The organism is Amycolatopsis sp. NPDC098790 (assembly GCF_044759945.1).
Classification (GTDB): domain Bacteria; phylum Actinomycetota; class Actinomycetes; order Mycobacteriales; family Pseudonocardiaceae; genus Amycolatopsis.
The window spans coordinates 272,808-288,152 of record NZ_JBIWAI010000005.1 but is presented as its reverse complement, the minus strand read 5'-3'; the positions used below and the strand labels follow the sequence as shown (position 1 = coordinate 288,152).

The window sequence follows — 15,345 nt, the reverse complement described above, 5'->3', positions numbered from 1 at the left end:
CCTTGTCCGACCCGCGCGAGCTGGTCGACGACCTGACCGAGGACCTGAGGCGCTGGCTGCCGGAGCAGCGCTGGTTCGCCGGCAAGGACCGGCCGGTGACCGGCGTCCGGCCGCTCGGCGTCACGGAGCTGGTTCCCGGCGATCCACAGCTGCTGCACGTCGTCATCGAGGTCGCCCAGGACGACCGGCGTGAGCCGTACCAGCTGCTCGTGGGCCGGCGGACGCACCCGCCGGAGATCGCGTCCACCAGCTGGATCGGCGCCGTCGGCGACCTCAACGCCTACGAGGCGTCCGGCGACCTCGACGTCACCGGCGTGCTGCTGGACCTGATGGCCCGCGAAGAGCAGGTCGGCTCGCTGGTCTTCGAGCACGAGCCGGGCGTGGAGCTGGAGACCGGCCTGCGCGCGCGGCCGATCACGTCGGAGCAGAGCAACACCTCCCTGGTCTACGGCGGGCAGTACATCCTCAAGCTGTTCCGGAAGCTGACGCCGGGCAAGAACAAGGACCTGCTGCTGCACCGCGCGCTGCAGGGCGTCGGCAGCAAGCACATCGCGCAGGTGCTCGGCTCGGTCACCGGCGACCTCGACGGGGAGCCGACCACGGTCGGCATGCTCCAGCAGTTCGTCTCCGACGCCGTCGACGGCTGGGCGATGGCCACCACCAGCGTCCGCGACCTGATGGCGGCGCCGGACCTGCACGCCGGGGAGGTCGGCGGCGACTTCTCCGGCGAGGCCGAGCGGCTCGGGCGCGCGGTCGCCGAAGTGCACGCGGACCTGGCCGAGGCGCTCGGCACCGAGCCGGTCGACGCCGACGAGCTGGAACGCTCGGCGAAGGCGATGCTCGACCGGCTCGACACGATCGCCGGCCGCGTCCCCGAGCTGGCCGCGCACGCCCCGTCGCTGCGGGCGGCGTTCGAGAAGCTGCGCACGCAGCCCCTCGACTCGGTCACCATGCAGTACATCCACGGCGACCTGCACCTCGGCCAGGTGCTGCGGACGGTCACCGGCTGGCTGCTCATCGACTTCGAGGGCGAGCCCGCGGCCCCGGTCGAGGAGCGGCACGCGCTGCGGTCGCCGTTGCGCGACGTGGCGGGCATGCTGAGGTCGTTCGACTACGCGGCCCAGCAGATGCTGGTCGGCCAGCCGGACGACCCGGCGACGGCCGAGCGCGCCCACGAGTGGTCGGAGCGCAACCGCGCGGCGTTCTGCGAGGGCTACGCCGCCGTCGCGGCCGACCCGCGCGACCAGGGCGAGCTGCTGCGCGCCTTCGAACTGGACAAGGCGGTCTACGAGGTGGGCTACGAGCACGCGAACCGGCCGGACTGGCTCGGTGTGCCGCTCGCCTCGATCGCCCGGATCACCGACGGAGAGGGATGACACCGTGAACGCGGTTCCGGAAGGCCTCCCGGCCGCGGCCCCGCCGGCCGCGGACATCGACCGGCTGCTCGCCGGTTCGCACCACGACCCGCACTCGGTGCTGGGCGTGCACGCGGTGGGCAAGGGCTTCGCGGCCCGGGCGCTGCTGCCCGGCGCCAAGGGCGTCACGCTGCTCGCGGGCGAGCACCGGTACCCGCTGGAGCCGGTCATCGACGCGCTGTTCGCCGCCGCCGTGCCGGAGCACCCGGGCGACTACCGGCTGGAGGTCGAGTACGACGGGCACACCGTCACCGCCGACGACCCCTACCGCTGGCTGCCCACGGTCGGCGAACTCGACCTGCACCTGATCGGCGAAGGGCGCCACGAGCGGCTCTGGGAAGCGCTCGGCGCGCACGTCCGCTCGTACGAGACGCCGAACGGCGTCGTCGAGGGGACGTCGTTCGCGGTGTGGGCGCCCAACGCCCGCGGCATCCGCGTGATCGGCGACTTCAACGGCTGGGACGGGCGCGGGCACGCGATGCGCTCGCTCGGCTCGTCCGGGATCTGGGAGCTGTTCGTCCCCGGCGTCGGTGCCGGCACGTGCTACAAGTTCCGCATCCTCGGCGCCGACGGGAACTGGCACGAGAAGGCCGACCCGATGGCGTTCGGCACCGAGCAGCCGCCCGCGACGGCGTCCGTCGTCACCACCTCCGGGCACATGTGGGACGACGAGCTGTGGGTCGCCCAGCGCGAGGCGACCGACTGGTCCGCGGCGCCGATGAGCGTCTACGAGGTGCACCTCGGCTCGTGGCGGCCCGGGCTCGACTACCGCGAGCTGGCCGACCAGCTCGGCGACTACCTCGTCGAGACCGGCTTCACGCACGTCGAGCTGCTGCCGGTGTCGGAGCACCCGTTCGGCGGTTCGTGGGGCTACCAGGTGACGTCGTACTACGCGCCGACGTCCCGCTTCGGTTCGCCCGACGACTTCCGCTACTTCGTCGACCGCCTGCACCAGCGGGGGATCGGCGTGCTGGTGGACTGGGTGCCCGCGCACTTCCCGCGCGACAGCTGGGCACTGGCGAAGTTCGACGGCACGGCGCTGTACGAGCACGCGGACCCGCGCCGCGGCGAGCAGCCCGACTGGGGCACGCTCGTGTTCGACTTCGGCCGCAACGAGGTCCGCAACTTCCTCGTCGCCAACGCGCTGTACTGGATCGAGGAGTTCCACCTCGACGGCCTGCGCGTGGACGCGGTGGCGTCGATGCTGTACCTGGACTACTCCCGCAAGGACGGGGAGTGGCTGCCGAACCAGTACGGCGGCCGGGAAAACCTGGACGCGGTGAAGTTCCTGCAGGAGCTGAACGCGACCGTCTACAAGCGACACCCGGGCATCGTGATGGTGGCCGAGGAGTCGACGGCGTGGCCGGGCGTCACGCGGCCGACGCACTTGGGCGGTCTGGGTTTCGGCTTCAAGTGGAACATGGGCTGGATGCACGACACGCTCCGGTACCTGTCGCACGAGCCGATCCACCGGGCGTACCACCACAACGAGATGACGTTTTCGTTGGTGTACGCGTGGAGCGAGAACTTCGTGCTGCCGCTGTCGCACGACGAAGTGGTGCACGGCAAGGGATCCCTGTGGGGCCGCATGCCGGGCGACGCGTGGAACAAGGCGGCCGGGCTGCGCTCGCTGCTGGCGTTCATGTGGGCGCACCCGGGCAAGCAGCTGCTGTTCATGGGCGGCGAGTTCGGCCAGCCCGCGGAGTGGTCGGAGCAGCGGTCCCTGGACTGGCACCTGCTGGACGAGCCCCTGCACCGCGGCGTCCAGGACCTGCTGCGGTCGCTGAACTCGGTCTACCGCTCGACGCCGGCGTTGTTCAGCCAGGACACGACCCCGGACGGCTTCCGCTGGATCGACGCGAACGACTCGAGCGGCAACGTGCTGAGCTTCCTGCGCTTGGGCACCGACGGGTCCCGGCTGGCCTGCATCGCGAATTTCTCGGGCGTGCCGCACCACGACTACCGGGTGGGGTTGCCGTCGGCCGGGCGGTGGCTCGAGGTGGTCAACACCGACGCGGAGGCGTACGGCGGTTCGGGTGTCGGGAACCTGGGGGCCGTGGAGGCCACCGAGGATGCTTGGCACGGGCAGCCGGCCTCGGCGGTGCTGCAGCTGCCGCCCGCGGGTGTGCTTTGGCTGGTCCAGGAGAACCCGGAGACCTCGGTGCTTTCGGAGACCCCCGAGCTCCCCTGAGTCATCGCGGGGGGCGGCACTTTCACGTGAAAGTGCCGCCCCGGCGCTCAAAAGGTTCCGCTCGCGGGCCGGTGCGGGCTTACCATCGGTGCATGACCGGCGCCGGCGGCGTCCTCGTGAACCTGATCCTCTTCGCCGTGGTCTGCATCGCCCCCACGGTGCTGTTCTGGTGCGCTCTGCGCGTCCCGAAGCTGATCCACCGGATCCGCGAGAAGCACGCGAAGCCGCAACCGGTGGTCCCGCCGATCGAGCGCGTCGCCGCCGACCTGCGGCGGGTGCACCGCCTCCTGGCCGAGTACCCGTCGGGCACCCCGGCCGCGCGCCGGCTGGGCACCCGGCAGGCGTACGACGAGCTGCTCGCCCAGGCGTGCCGCCAGGTGGACGTGTGTCACCGGCTCGCGGAGCTGCCGGAGGGCATGGACCGCGAGATCGAACGCCTGCGCGTCGAGGAGTCGCTGCGGGAGCGCGGCCTGGCCGTCCCCTGAGGTCCGAAGTGGACACAAGAAAACCCCGCCACCGCAGTGACGGGGTTTCCCTGCGAAGAAACTCAGTCCAGGTAGTCTCGCAGCACCTGCGACCGCGACGGGTGGCGCAGCTTCGACATCGTCTTCGACTCGATCTGCCGGATGCGCTCGCGGGTCACCCCGTACACCTGGCCGATCTCGTCGAGCGTGCGCGGCTGGCCGTCCGTGAGGCCGAAGCGCAGCCGGACCACGCCCGCCTCGCGCTCGGACAGCGTCTGCAGCACCGACTGGAGCTGGTCCTGCAGCAGCGTGAACGACACCGCGTCCACCGCGACGACCGCTTCGGAGTCCTCGATGAAGTCACCGAGCTGCGAGTCGCCCTCGTCGCCGATCGTCTGGTCGAGCGAGATCGGCTCACGCGCGTACTGCTGGATCTCCAGGACCTTCTCCGGGGAGATGTCCATTTCCTTGGCGAGCTCCTCGGGCGTCGGCTCGCGGCCGAGGTCCTGCAGGAGTTCGCGCTGTATGCGGCCGAGCTTGTTGATGACCTCGACCATGTGCACCGGGATGCGGATGGTGCGGGCCTGGTCGGCCATCGCGCGGGTGATCGCCTGGCGGATCCACCACGTGGCGTACGTCGAGAACTTGTAGCCCTTGGTGTAGTCGAACTTCTCCACCGCGCGGATCAGGCCGAGGTTGCCCTCCTGGATCAGGTCCAGGAACGCCATGCCGCGGCCGGTGTAGCGCTTGGCCAGCGACACCACGAGCCGGAGGTTCGCCTCCAGCAGGTGGTTCTTGGCGCGCTCGCCGTCACGCACGATCCACTTGAGATCGCGGCGCATCTGGGTGACGAGCTTCTCGCCCTCCTCCTCGGCGGTGCGCACGCGCTCGGCGGCGTAGAGCCCGGCCTCGATCCGCTTGGCGAGCTCCACCTCCTCCTCGGCGTTCAGCAGCGCGACCTTGCCGATCTGCTTGAGGTAGGCACGCACGGAGTCCGCCGACGCGGTGAGCTCGGCGTCCTTGCGCGCCTGGCGCAGCGCCTCGGACTCCTCCTCGTCCCAGACGAAGTCCGGGTTGTCGGAGCTCTTGGCGGCGGCGGCCTTGTCGGCGGCGGCGCCACGGCGGCGCTGCGCCGGGGTCTCCTCGTCCGACTCGTCGTCGTCATCGTCGTCGTCGGCCGAGTCGGTGTCCGGCTCGTCGTTGACCGTCTCGTCGACGACGTCGACCTCGACCTCTTCCAGGTCCGACAGGTCGGGCGAGTCGAGTTCGGCTTCGTCGATCTCGCCGGGACCGTCCGGCTCGCCGTCTTCGGTCTTCGCGCCCTTGGTCGCGGGCTTCTTCGCCGGAGCCTTCTTGGCCGGCGCTTTCTTGGCGGTGGTGGTCTTGCGCGCCGCTGGCTTCGCCGTCCCGGTGGCTGCCTCTTCGGCCGGCTCGCCGGCTGCGGTCGCGGTCTTCGTCCCGCCTCGGGTTGCGGTTCTTGCGGCTGCCACTTACGCCCTTTCGCAGCGGTCGATCATGACGAGCAACGGCACGGGTGCCACTGCTGCCTCACATTCGGGGATCACGCCTCGGCCTGCGGTTTTGGCCTCCGCAGCCGTGGGCCGTGTTCCATTGTAACGACGGTACGCGCATGCGTCGCGAAGCGATCACCCTCCGGCCCGGTTTCGGGCCGGATTCAGTGCTGGATACCCTCCGCGGCGGCCGCCGCGGCACCCACGATCCCGGCGTTGTTCTGCAGCGTCGCGACCAGCACCGGAGTGCGGATGTCCAGCAGCGGCACCCATTTCTCGGCCTTCTTGCTGACCCCGCCGCCGACGATGAACAGGTCGGGCCAGATCAGGTTTTCGAGCACGGTCAGATAACGGTGCACGCGCTTGGCCCATTCGGGGTAGGAGAGCCCCTCGTTGTCCTTCACGGAGGCGGCCGCGCGCTTCTCCGCGTCGTGGCCGTCGATCTCCAGGTGGCCGAACTCGGTGTTCGGGACGAGCTTGCCGTCCTGGAACACCGCGCTGCCGATGCCGGTGCCGAAGGTGAGCAGCGCGGTGACGCCCTTGCGCGCGACCGGGTCGCCGAAGCGGATCTCGGCCATGCCCGCCGCGTCGGCGTCGTTGAGCATCGCGATCTGGTCGACGCCGCGGCCGAGCCGCTTGGCGAACAGGGCGTCGGCGTCGGTGCCGATCCACTGCTTGTCGATGTTGGCCGCGGTGTGCGCGACGCCCTTCTTGACGACCGCCGGGAGCGTCACGCCGACCGGGCCGTCCCAGGCCGCCTGCGTGACGATGTCGTGCACGACGTCCGCCACCGCCGACGGGGTGGACGGCTTCGGCGTCTCGATCCGGATCCGGTCGCCGATGAGCTGCCCCTTGTCCAGGTCGACCAAGGCGCCCTTGATCCCGCTGCCGCCGATGTCGATGCCGAAACCTCGGCGGGTCGCCTCCACCACGGACGTGGTCCCTTCTCGCACGATTCAGAAGCCTGCCTCGGAGACTTTAACCGGATGTGGTGACATGTCGGACGTGGGAGTTGACGAGTCGTTGCTGAAAAGCGTCGCGGTGCAGGTCGCGACGGACGCCGCCGAGCTGGTCCGCGAGGCCTGGGAAGGCATGGCGAACGGTCGTTCGGTGGATGTGGGGACCAAGTCCGCGGACACCGACGTGGTGACCGCGGTGGACCACGAGTCCGAGCGGCTGGTGCGCGACCGGCTGGCCGCGCTGCGGCCGGGCGAGCCGGTGCTGGGCGAGGAGGGCGGCGGCGCGGCGGGCGACGGCGTGACCTGGGTCGTCGACCCGATCGACGGGACGGTCAACTTCCTCTACGGGCTGCCGTGGTTCGCGGTGTCGGTGGCGGCGCAGATCGGCGGCGAGTCGGTGGCGGGCGCGGTGGTGGAGCCGGCGACGGGGCGCGTCTGGTCGGCGGCCCGCGGCCAGGGCGCGTACCTGGACGACCGCCGGCTGGCGGTGTCGGCGCCCGCGCGGCTGGAGCTGACTCTGGTCGGAACCGGTTTCGCGTATTCGGCCGAGCGCCGCACCCGCCAGTCGCGCTTCGCGGCGGAGCTGCTGGGGCGCGTCCGCGACATCCGGCGCAACGGAGCGGCATCGCTGGACTTGTGCGCGGTGGCGGCGGGCTGGCTCGACGCGTACGTGGAGCACGGGCTGCACCGCTGGGACTGGGCGGCGGGTGCGCTGATCGCGGCGGAGGCGGGCGCGGAGGTGCTGTTGCCGGGATCGGCTCAGGAGCTGGGCGCGGACGCGACGTACGCGGCGGCGCCGTCGATCGCCGATCCGCTGCGGAAGGTTTTGGCGGACTGCGGGGCTGCGGAGGTCTGAGCGGAGGTCTGAGCGGCCCGGCAGGTCGCGAATGACGCATTCGGGACCTCCGGCGCCGCGAATGCGACATTCGCGGCGGCGCGGGAGGTCGGGACCAGAGTGCCGGGAGGTCGGGACCGGGGTGCTGGGCGGCCGAAGTTGTCGGTGCCCGCCGGTAGCGTGGAAACCGGGGGCGCCCCTACGCGCGCGGGTTGCGTGCTTCGGGTCGGCGGGCGCGGCATCGGCGATCACGGTGCGCTTGAGGACGATCGCGGTGAACTCGCGGCAGCCGGCCTCGACGATTCTGGCCGACTCGCCTCGGCCGGTCAGGATTCCCGGCGGCCGATCCGCGGACCGATGGCTCGCTCCCGAGCACGAAGGCGGCGATGAGGAACGCGTCGCGGGCTTCGACCTCGACACTGCCCGGGCAGCGGTCGGTGATGCGCGCTGCATCGCCGGTCCAGGCAGGTGAGCCACCCAAAGAGCGACCGCCACCGTCTCGGTCATGGCCGGTTGGTCCCGCAGATCCGACGGCGACAGCCTCGGATCGCGCGAACGATTGAGGGACGTGAGCCAGGCCGAAACTGTCGGTGCCCAGCGGTAACGTAGAAACCGGGGGTCCCGTTACGCGCGCGGGTTGCGCCACGCTCGCGGCTTCGGGCGGCTCAGACTCGGCAGGCGACGGCTTGGCAGGCTCAGGCCCAGCAGGCGACGACTCAGCAGGCGACGTCGCGAGCCGAAGCCAGCAGCGTCTGGTCGATCACCGGCGCCTGGCCTCCCGCCGACTGCTCGTTCGACCCCCCGCCCTGGTGGGCCTTGGACCAGTCGGCGAGCTGGGTGAGGACCTGGCGGGCCTCCTCGCGCGGGCGGAGGTCGCCGAACAGCGTGCCCGTCACCAGGTCGACGCTCGCGTCCTTGCGGTTGTCCTGGACCAGCTCGGCGCACGGCACCACCAGGCTGAGCGTGCGGGCCGCCGTGCTGCCGTTCTCGCCGAAGCGGATCTGGCCGCGGCACTTCGCCTCGCGGCCCTCGTACGCCGGGTCGTTGGCCGGTTCACCCGCTCCGGTGAACCCCAGCTCCTTGAGCGCCGTCGTGGCGATGCCGCCCTGGCCGCGGGTGCTGGACGCGTTGAGCACCTTCACCGCGACCTTGTCCGGCGGCACCGGCGCGCGGTCGTCGAGGGCGTTGTGGGGCAGCGAGCTGAACGTGACCCCCGGCGGCGGGCTCGCGGCCGGGTCGCACTTCACGGCGTCGTCGACGTCGCCCTTGCCGACCGCCGCGTTGATCCAGACGATGATCGCGCCGAGCGCCAGCACGCCGATGACGATCAGCGCCGGCAGCGGCTTGTGCTTGCGATACGGCCGCGTCCCACGGTCCCCGATGCCGTTCCCCGACGCCACCCGCCCGTCCCTTCCCGAACACCGAACCCGGCCGGTGCGAACCCGGCACCGTCGTGGCCGCTCAGCCTAGGCGCTGCGGCCGGCGCGCACCGTGCCGGGTCACGCGGGCGGGAACACCCGTGCCCGCCCGTCGCCGCGTGCCCCGCACGCGGCCGATCCCCGTGCGGCGATCGCACCACGGCGGGGCCGCGCGGGGCAAGCGGACACGGGCCGCCGGTGAAGTTCTCCACCTCCGGGCAACCCGAATGGACGACACCGCGTCTTACCTGCGGGTTCCCCCTGTCGGGTGACGATTCCCCGGCAATGTCTGACTCGTTGCAGAACCGTCGCGGGCGTGAGCTACCCTTCCCGGGCTCCGGCCGCAGGAAGAGGCGCGAAAAGAAGAGACCTCGGTCACTTCGGCCGTCGGGCACAAACGAGGGCCCTGGAACGTTGACCAGCGGCACGGCGGACTCACGGGCGCACCCGGGGGTCCGGGAAAACGACTACACAAGCTGATCGCAGGGGTGAGGGACACATGGCTACCGACTACGACGCTCCGCGCCGCAGCGAGGCCGACGAGCTGGCCGAAGACTCGTTGGAGGAGCTCAAGGCCCGGCGGAACGAGAACCAGTCCGGCGTCGTCGACGTCGACGAGGACGCGACCGCCGAGAACTTCGAGCTGCCGGGTGCCGACCTCTCCGGGCTTTCCGGTGAGGACATGACCGTGAAGGTGGTGCCGAAGCAGGCGGACGAGTTCACCTGCTCCGTGTGCTTCCTGGTGCACCACCGCAGCCGGCTGGCCGAGGAGAGCGGCGGACGCCTGATCTGCCGCGACTGCGCCTGACACACGCAGGGGTTCTCGGACACAGGGGACGAACAGACGCGACGAGGAGCCTCGAGGGCACCAAGGGGGAGGCTCTGAGCGCGCTGGGGACAAGGGGGCCGGCCGGCAGGCCGGCCCCCTTCCCATGTCCCGGGAGGCTCAGGCGCCCTTGACCAGCTCGGCGACGCGCTCGGGGTGACGGGTGCTGAACAGCCAGTACGGCGTCGGGTCGGCCGGGTCGGTCAGCCGGATCCGCACGACCGGACCCACCCAGCCGCGGTGCAGCACGTAGGCGGCGGGGTCGCCGTCGCGGCCTAACGCCTTGCGCTTGGCCTCCTTGTCGAAGATCTCGACCTCGCCGACGTAGCGCAGCGGCAGGTGCGCGTCGCCGACCCACAGCTCCGGCTCGTCGCCGCCGGTGACGCGGACCTTGGACCGGCCGAGCGACAGCATCAGCGCGACGACCACCGGCAGCGCGATCACGTACGGCAGCCACGCCCGGACACCCGGGTAGCCCATGTCGACCTCGGCCGCGAGCAGGATCGCGCCCAGCACCGGCAGCGGCCAGCCCCACCACGGGACGTACAGCCGCTCGGAGTGCCGGACCGCGGCACTCGCGGCCGTCTTCGCAGATTCACCCACGGGTAGAGAGTAATCTCGCCGCCCGTGTCCAGCGTTCAGGTACTCCTCTCCCGGCTCGACCCGGATGTCCCGCTGCCCGCCTACGCCCGCCCGGGCGACGCGGGCGCCGATCTCGTCACGACCTCGGATATCGTGCTGAAACCCGGGGAACGCGGCGTCGTCGGCACCGGCGTCGCCATCGCACTCCCGCCCGGGTACGCGGGGTTCGTCCACCCCCGGTCGGGCCTGGCCGCCCGGGTCGGCCTCTCGGTGGTGAACACGCCGGGCACGATCGACGCGGGCTACCGCGGGGAGATCAAGGTCTGCCTGATCAACCACGACCCGCGGCACCCGGTGGAGCTCGCGCGCGGCGACCGCATCGCCCAGCTGGTCGTGCAGCGGGTCGAGCACGCGGTGTTCGTCGAGGTCGCCGAGCTCGACACGACCGAGCGGGGCGACGGAGGCTACGGCTCCACGGGTGGACACGCCACACTGGGAGCACCGGCGCTCGCCGCGAGCGCCGGCACGGGGGAAGGAACGGAGAAGTAGTGGGGATTTTCGGACGCAAGCGGCGGACCGAGGGCGGGTCCGCCGGACGGCACGCCGCGCCCGGAGCCGACGACACGATCGAGGACGAGGCGTACGACGAGGACTCGGAGCTTTCGGACGTTTCCGACGGCCCGTTCGACGTCGCGGACTTCGAGGACGACGGCGTCCCGCGGATCGACCTCGGCTCGGTGAAGGTGCCGGTGCCGGACGGTTCCCAGGTGCAGGTCGAGATGGACCCCGAGACGCAGGGCGTGCGCGCCGTGCACGTCGTCACCGAGCAGGGCCAGATCACGGTCAGCGCCTACGCGGCGCCGCGCTCGGGCGGGCTGTGGCGCGAGGTCAGCACCGAGCTGGCCGAGCAGCTGCGGGCCGACGGCGCGAAGGTCAACATCGGCCGCGGCGTGTGGGGCCTGGAGATCTCGGCCATCGTCGGCGACGTCGCGCTGCGCTTCGTCGGCGTCGACCGGCCCCGCTGGATGCTGCGCGGCGTCATCGCCGGGCCGCAGTCGGAGGCCGCGGCGGCGGTCGAGGTGCTGCGCGGGATCGTGCGCCGCACGATCGTCGACCGCGGCGACGCGCCGATGCCGGTCCGCACCCCGCTCACCATCACGCTGCCCGACGCGGTCGCCGAGCACATCGCGGCCCAGCAACAGCAGGGCTGACGCTCGGTTCCCTGAAGGCCGCCCCGGAAGTCCCGAGGCGGCCTTCACGGCGTTTCCAGGGCCCTCAGGAAGGCCAGGACGGTCGCCCGGCCGAGGGACTCGCGGTCCGCGCCGAGCGCCGTGAGAGTCGTTTCGCCGAGGACGCCCCGGGGGAGTGCGCGGGCCCACTCCGATGCGACTTTCGTCGGGTGGATCGGGTCGTCGGTGCAAGTGCCGATCCCGGCGGGCACGTCGAGGGCCGCCAGTTCCTCGATGGCGGGGGCGCGGCGGCCCGCCGCGACGCGCAGCCCGTCGGCCAATCCGTCGCCGTGGCGGCGCCACGCCCGGTCGAGTTCGGCCCGCAGCCAGTCCGGGCTGCCCGCCGTCTGCGCCAGCGCCGCGTCGACCCCGGAGGCGGCCACCAGATCGGCGGACAGCGTCGCGGCCAGCGACGCGGGTGCTGAGCCCGGGACGCCGTTCCAGGCCGGGAGCGCGGCCAGCAGGCCCCCGCAACGCCCCGGGTTGGCGACCGCCCACTCCGCGGCGAGGTGGGCGCCGAACGAAATGCCGCCTACGAGCAGTTCGCCGTATTCGTCCGCGAGCGTGTCGAGGGTGGCCAGGTAGCCGTCGGCGAGGGCCGCACCGGGCGGCGGCGGTGGCGCGATGAGCGGGACACCGAGGGCGCGCAGCGGGCCGCCGAAGACGGCCCGGACGAACACCTCGTCCGAGCCGGTGCCGGGCAGCAGCACCGCGGCGGGAACTCTGATTGCGGACGTCACGTTGCGATCTTTGCGCAAAGGCGTTTCCCTGGCGGGGACCGCAGTACGCTGGAATCGCACGGGCCGCAAGCAGTATGTCGGGGGCCCCGGAGCACAGGAGCACCTATGTCCGCCAAAGACGGCGGCTACTTCAGCCGGCTGGTACGCAAGCTGACCAGCGACGTCGACGAGCTCGACGCCGACGAGATGTCGATGAGGGCCGGCGCCGAGGGCGCGCAGCGGGCCTGCGACTGCCGTTCCGGCGAAGAGGTCACCGTGATGGGGAGACTCCGCAGCGTGGAGCTCTGCCCGACGAACGAGGCCGCCACGCTGGAGGCGGAGCTGTTCGACGGGACACAGGGCGTGACGCTAATCTGGCTCGGCCGCCGCCGGATCCCGGGCATCGAGCCTGGCCGGACGATCAAGGTGCGTGGTCGGATGGCCGAGCGTGACGGCCAGAAGGTGCTGTACAACCCCTATTACGAGCTCCAGAGCCCAGTGAGTTGATCACCCATCGTGACTGAACCCGCCCCGAGCGAGAAGAAGACCGACTCCGGCGACGAACCGCAGCCGACCCTCCTGGAGCAGATGGGCGGCGTGTCCGGCCTGATCTACTCCTCGGTGCCGGTGATCGTGTTCGTGCTGGCGAACGCGTTCTTCGGGCTGACCGCGGCCATCTGGACGTCGGTGGGCAGCGCGGTGGCGATCACCGTGCTGCGGGTGGTCCGCAAGGAGCCCCTGCAGCCGGCGATCTCCGGCTTCTTCGGCGTCGCGATCGCGGCGTTCATCGCCTACCGGACGGGGTCGGCGAAGGGGTTCTTCCTCTTCGGGATCTACGCGAGCCTGGTCTACTGCGGCATCTTCGTGCTGTCGGTGGTGGTGCGCTGGCCGATCGCGGGCGTGGTGTGGAACGTGCTGAACGGCACGGGCCAGGCGTGGCGCAAGGACAAGCCGTCCCGCTACGGCTACGACATCGCGACGCTGGCGCTGGCGCTGGTGTTCGCCGCGCGGTTCGTGGTGCAGCGGTGGCTGTACCAGGAGGACTACACGGGGTGGCTGGCGTTCGCGAAGATCGCGATGGGCTACCCGCTGTACGCGCTGGGGCTGCTGGTGGTGGTGTGGGCGGTGCGGCGGTCGGACAAGCGGCTGAAGGCGATGGAGGAGACCGCGCCGAAGCCGGAGACCGACGCGGAGATCGAAGCCCGGCTGCGCGAGAAGTACGCGGCCCCCGAAGCCTGAGTTCCTTCTGACAGCCTTGGCCGGCGGAACCGGCGCCTCGAGGGAGCCCACGGCTGGTGGCCCGCGGCCGCCGAAGGGTCACCCGCGGCTTCGGAGGTTCCGAACGAGCCATTCGAGTCGGGTCGGGTACGGAGAACGCTTCCAGTGGGCACCGGGCCCCGGTACCGCCCGGATCGCCGTCCCGACGTGCGAGCCCGAGGAGGCCCGCGCGGGGGCGCCCCCCGTTTTCCACGCTACCGGCAGGCACCGACAATTCGGCCGGCCGGACGGCATGAACGGGTCTTTCCTCGCGTCCGGCGCGCTGAACGGGTCTTTCATGCCATCTCCCGCGCAGCAAACGTCCTGAACGACCCATTCAGGACCCGCCGGCCCGAGGAAGGCCGGCCGCACGGCCCGTGCCTCAGACAACCCGCGCGCGTAGGGGAACCCCCGGTTTCCACGTTACCGGCGGGCACCGACAGTTTCGGCCGCCGTGCGCCGCGAATGTCGCATTCGCGGCGCCGGAGGTCCCGAATGAGGCATTCGCGGCAGCGCGAGACCGGCCCAGACGTTCGAAGGCCCCCGCCGCACAGCACCAGGGGCCTTCCAAGCCGCAAACTCAGTACCCCAAAGCCGTCCGGATCTCCGGCTCCACATCCGCGGTGGCCACGAACAGCAACTCGTCCCCGGGCTCCAGCGGATCCTCCGGCTGCGGCACGATCACCCGGTCCCCCCGCAGGATCGTCACCAACGCCGCGTCCCGGGGCAGCGTCAGCTCGCTCACCGGCTTGCCCGCCAGCGGCGTCTCCGCCGGCAACGTCAACTCGACCAGGTTCGCGTTGCTCTGCCGGAACGTCATCAACCGCACGAGGTCGCCGACGCTGACCGCCTCCTCGACCATCGCCGCGAGCATCCGCGGGGTCGAGACCGCCACGTCGACGCCCCACGCGTCGGTGAACAGCCACTCGTTCGCCGGGTTGTTCACCCGGGCCACCACGCGCCGGACCGCGAACTCCGTCTTCGCCAGCAGCGAGACGACCAGGTTCGCCTTGTCGTCGCCCGTCGCCGCGATCACGACGTCGCACTGCTCGATCCCGGACTCCTCCAGGATCGACACCTCGCACGCGTCCCCGAGCACCCAGTCGGCCTGCTCGACCGTCTGCGGCTCGAACTGGTCGGCCTCCCGCTCGATCAGCATCACCTGGTGGCGCCCGTCGATGAGCTCGTTGGCGATGGAACGGCCGACCGCACCCGCGCCGGCAATCGCGACCCGCATCAGTTCTCGTCCTCCGGTTCGCGCTGCGCCACGCTGGTCACGTCGCTGACGGTGCCGGAGCGCGCGGCGACCCACACGTCGTCGCCGTCCTGGACCACGGTCTTGTTGTCGGGCAGCACCGGCGTGCCGAAGCGCATGATGAACGCCACCCGCGCGCCGGACGCCTCCTGCAGGGACCGCACCGAGTGCCCGACCCAGCCTTCGTGCAGCGGCAGCTGCAGCAGCGCGACGTTGCCCGACGGGTCCCGCCACGCCGACGCCACGCCGTCCGGCAGCAGCGTCCGCAGGAACCGGTCGGTGGTCCACGGGACCGTCGCCACCGTCGGGATGCCCAGCCGCTCGTACACGGCCGCGCGCTTGTGGTCGTAGATCCGCGCGACGACGTGCTCGACGTTGAAGTTCTCGCGCGCGACCCGCGCCGAGATGATGTTCGAGTTGTCGCCGCTGGACACCGCCGCGAACGCGCCGGCCCGCTCGATACCCGCTTCGATCAGCACCTTGCGGTCGAACCCGACGCCGACGACCTGCTGGCCGTGGAAGTCGCTGCCCAGCCGGCGGAACGCCTGCTGGCTCTTGTCGATGACGGCCACCTCGTGGCCGAGCCGCTCCAGCGCAGCGGCCAGGGACGCGCCGACCCGGCCGCACCCCATGATCACCACGTGCACGCCCTGCCTCCTCATTCGGCGGTTACCCGTCCGTTCC

General features: G+C 71.5%; 16 protein-coding genes. 9 read left to right on the top strand and 7 right to left on the bottom strand.

Annotated elements, in window-relative coordinates; translation table 11 throughout:
- Positions 1-2: 2 nt before the first annotated feature.
- The 3 genes from ACIQWX_RS34935 to ACIQWX_RS34925 all read left to right on the top strand — a co-directional run bounded on the left by ACIQWX_RS34935 (position 3) and on the right by ACIQWX_RS34925 (position 4,091).
- Positions 3-1,376 carry an aminoglycoside phosphotransferase gene (locus ACIQWX_RS34935; RefSeq protein WP_400880494.1) on the top strand — a complete coding sequence of 458 codons (1,374 nt, stop codon included), beginning with the start codon at positions 3-5 and terminating at the stop codon, positions 1,374-1,376.
- Positions 1,377-1,380: 4 nt separating this feature from the next.
- On the top strand, positions 1,381-3,606 hold the full coding sequence (gene glgB, locus ACIQWX_RS34930) for a 1,4-alpha-glucan branching protein GlgB (protein WP_400880491.1): 2,226 nt from the start codon (positions 1,381-1,383) through the stop codon (positions 3,604-3,606).
- 92 nt (positions 3,607-3,698) lie between these two features.
- On the top strand, positions 3,699-4,091 hold the full coding sequence (locus tag ACIQWX_RS34925; protein ID WP_400880488.1) for a hypothetical protein: 393 nt from the start codon (positions 3,699-3,701) through the stop codon (positions 4,089-4,091).
- 62 nt (positions 4,092-4,153) lie between these two features.
- Here the strand turns inward: ACIQWX_RS34925 and ACIQWX_RS34920 are convergent, their stop codons facing one another.
- Entirely contained in the window at positions 4,154-5,560 is a 1,407-nt protein-coding gene (locus tag ACIQWX_RS34920; protein ID WP_400880486.1) for an RNA polymerase sigma factor, read from the bottom strand.
- 185 nt (positions 5,561-5,745) lie between these two features.
- Entirely contained in the window at positions 5,746-6,513 is a 768-nt protein-coding gene (ppgK, locus tag ACIQWX_RS34915; RefSeq protein WP_400881443.1) for a polyphosphate--glucose phosphotransferase, read from the bottom strand.
- Between the two features lie 64 nt (positions 6,514-6,577).
- On the opposite strand from ppgK, the gene ACIQWX_RS34910 reads away from it, so the two are divergent.
- Positions 6,578-7,396, top strand: a complete 819-nt coding sequence (locus ACIQWX_RS34910; RefSeq protein ID WP_400880484.1) for an inositol monophosphatase family protein — start codon at positions 6,578-6,580, stop codon at positions 7,394-7,396.
- A gap of 695 nt (positions 7,397-8,091) precedes the next feature.
- On the opposite strand, the gene cei is transcribed toward ACIQWX_RS34910, so the two are convergent.
- Positions 8,092-8,775 carry an envelope integrity protein Cei gene (cei, locus tag ACIQWX_RS34905; RefSeq protein ID WP_400880481.1) on the bottom strand — a complete coding sequence of 228 codons (684 nt, stop codon included), beginning with the start codon at positions 8,773-8,775 and terminating at the stop codon, positions 8,092-8,094.
- Between the two features lie 517 nt (positions 8,776-9,292).
- On the opposite strand from cei, the gene ACIQWX_RS34900 reads away from it, so the two are divergent.
- Entirely contained in the window at positions 9,293-9,601 is a 309-nt protein-coding gene (locus ACIQWX_RS34900; RefSeq protein WP_086676737.1) for a DUF4193 domain-containing protein, read from the top strand.
- Between the two features lie 138 nt (positions 9,602-9,739).
- Here the strand turns inward: ACIQWX_RS34900 and ACIQWX_RS34895 are convergent, their stop codons facing one another.
- Positions 9,740-10,222 carry a DUF3093 domain-containing protein gene (locus tag ACIQWX_RS34895; protein WP_400880478.1) on the bottom strand — a complete coding sequence of 161 codons (483 nt, stop codon included), beginning with the start codon at positions 10,220-10,222 and terminating at the stop codon, positions 9,740-9,742.
- 24 nt (positions 10,223-10,246) lie between these two features.
- On the opposite strand from ACIQWX_RS34895, the gene dut reads away from it, so the two are divergent.
- Positions 10,247-10,750, top strand: a complete 504-nt coding sequence (gene dut / locus ACIQWX_RS34890) for a dUTP diphosphatase (RefSeq protein WP_372668174.1) — start codon at positions 10,247-10,249, stop codon at positions 10,748-10,750.
- Positions 10,750-11,412 (top strand): DUF3710 domain-containing protein, encoded by a 663-nt coding sequence (locus ACIQWX_RS34885; RefSeq protein ID WP_400880475.1) that lies wholly within the window; start codon positions 10,750-10,752, stop codon positions 11,410-11,412. The genes dut and ACIQWX_RS34885 overlap by 1 nt, the downstream gene beginning before the upstream one ends.
- 44 nt (positions 11,413-11,456) lie before the next feature.
- Here ACIQWX_RS34885 and ACIQWX_RS34880 read toward each other — a convergent pair whose 3' ends face one another.
- Positions 11,457-12,140 (bottom strand): alpha/beta fold hydrolase, encoded by a 684-nt coding sequence (locus ACIQWX_RS34880; protein ID WP_400881441.1) that lies wholly within the window; start codon positions 12,138-12,140, stop codon positions 11,457-11,459.
- A 135-nt stretch (positions 12,141-12,275) separates the two neighbouring features.
- Between ACIQWX_RS34880 and ACIQWX_RS34875 the strand changes: the two genes are divergently transcribed.
- Together ACIQWX_RS34875 and ACIQWX_RS34870 are read left to right on the top strand one after the other, a co-directional pair.
- The gene (locus ACIQWX_RS34875) at positions 12,276-12,656 is read left to right on the top strand and encodes an OB-fold nucleic acid binding domain-containing protein (RefSeq protein WP_400880472.1); all 381 of its coding nucleotides are present in this window, start codon (positions 12,276-12,278) and stop codon (positions 12,654-12,656) included.
- A 9-nt stretch (positions 12,657-12,665) separates the two neighbouring features.
- The gene (locus ACIQWX_RS34870) at positions 12,666-13,388 is read left to right on the top strand and encodes a DUF3159 domain-containing protein (protein ID WP_400880469.1); all 723 of its coding nucleotides are present in this window, start codon (positions 12,666-12,668) and stop codon (positions 13,386-13,388) included.
- Between the two features lie 598 nt (positions 13,389-13,986).
- On the opposite strand, the gene ACIQWX_RS34865 is transcribed toward ACIQWX_RS34870, so the two are convergent.
- Together ACIQWX_RS34865 and ACIQWX_RS34860 are read right to left on the bottom strand one after the other, a co-directional pair.
- Positions 13,987-14,643, bottom strand: coding sequence for a potassium channel family protein (locus tag ACIQWX_RS34865; RefSeq protein ID WP_400880467.1), 657 nt, complete (start codon positions 14,641-14,643; stop codon positions 13,987-13,989).
- Positions 14,643-15,308 (bottom strand): potassium channel family protein, encoded by a 666-nt coding sequence (locus tag ACIQWX_RS34860; RefSeq protein ID WP_400880464.1) that lies wholly within the window; start codon positions 15,306-15,308, stop codon positions 14,643-14,645. Before ACIQWX_RS34860 ends, ACIQWX_RS34865 begins: the two co-directional genes overlap by 1 nt.
- Positions 15,309-15,345: the final 37 nt, after the last annotated feature.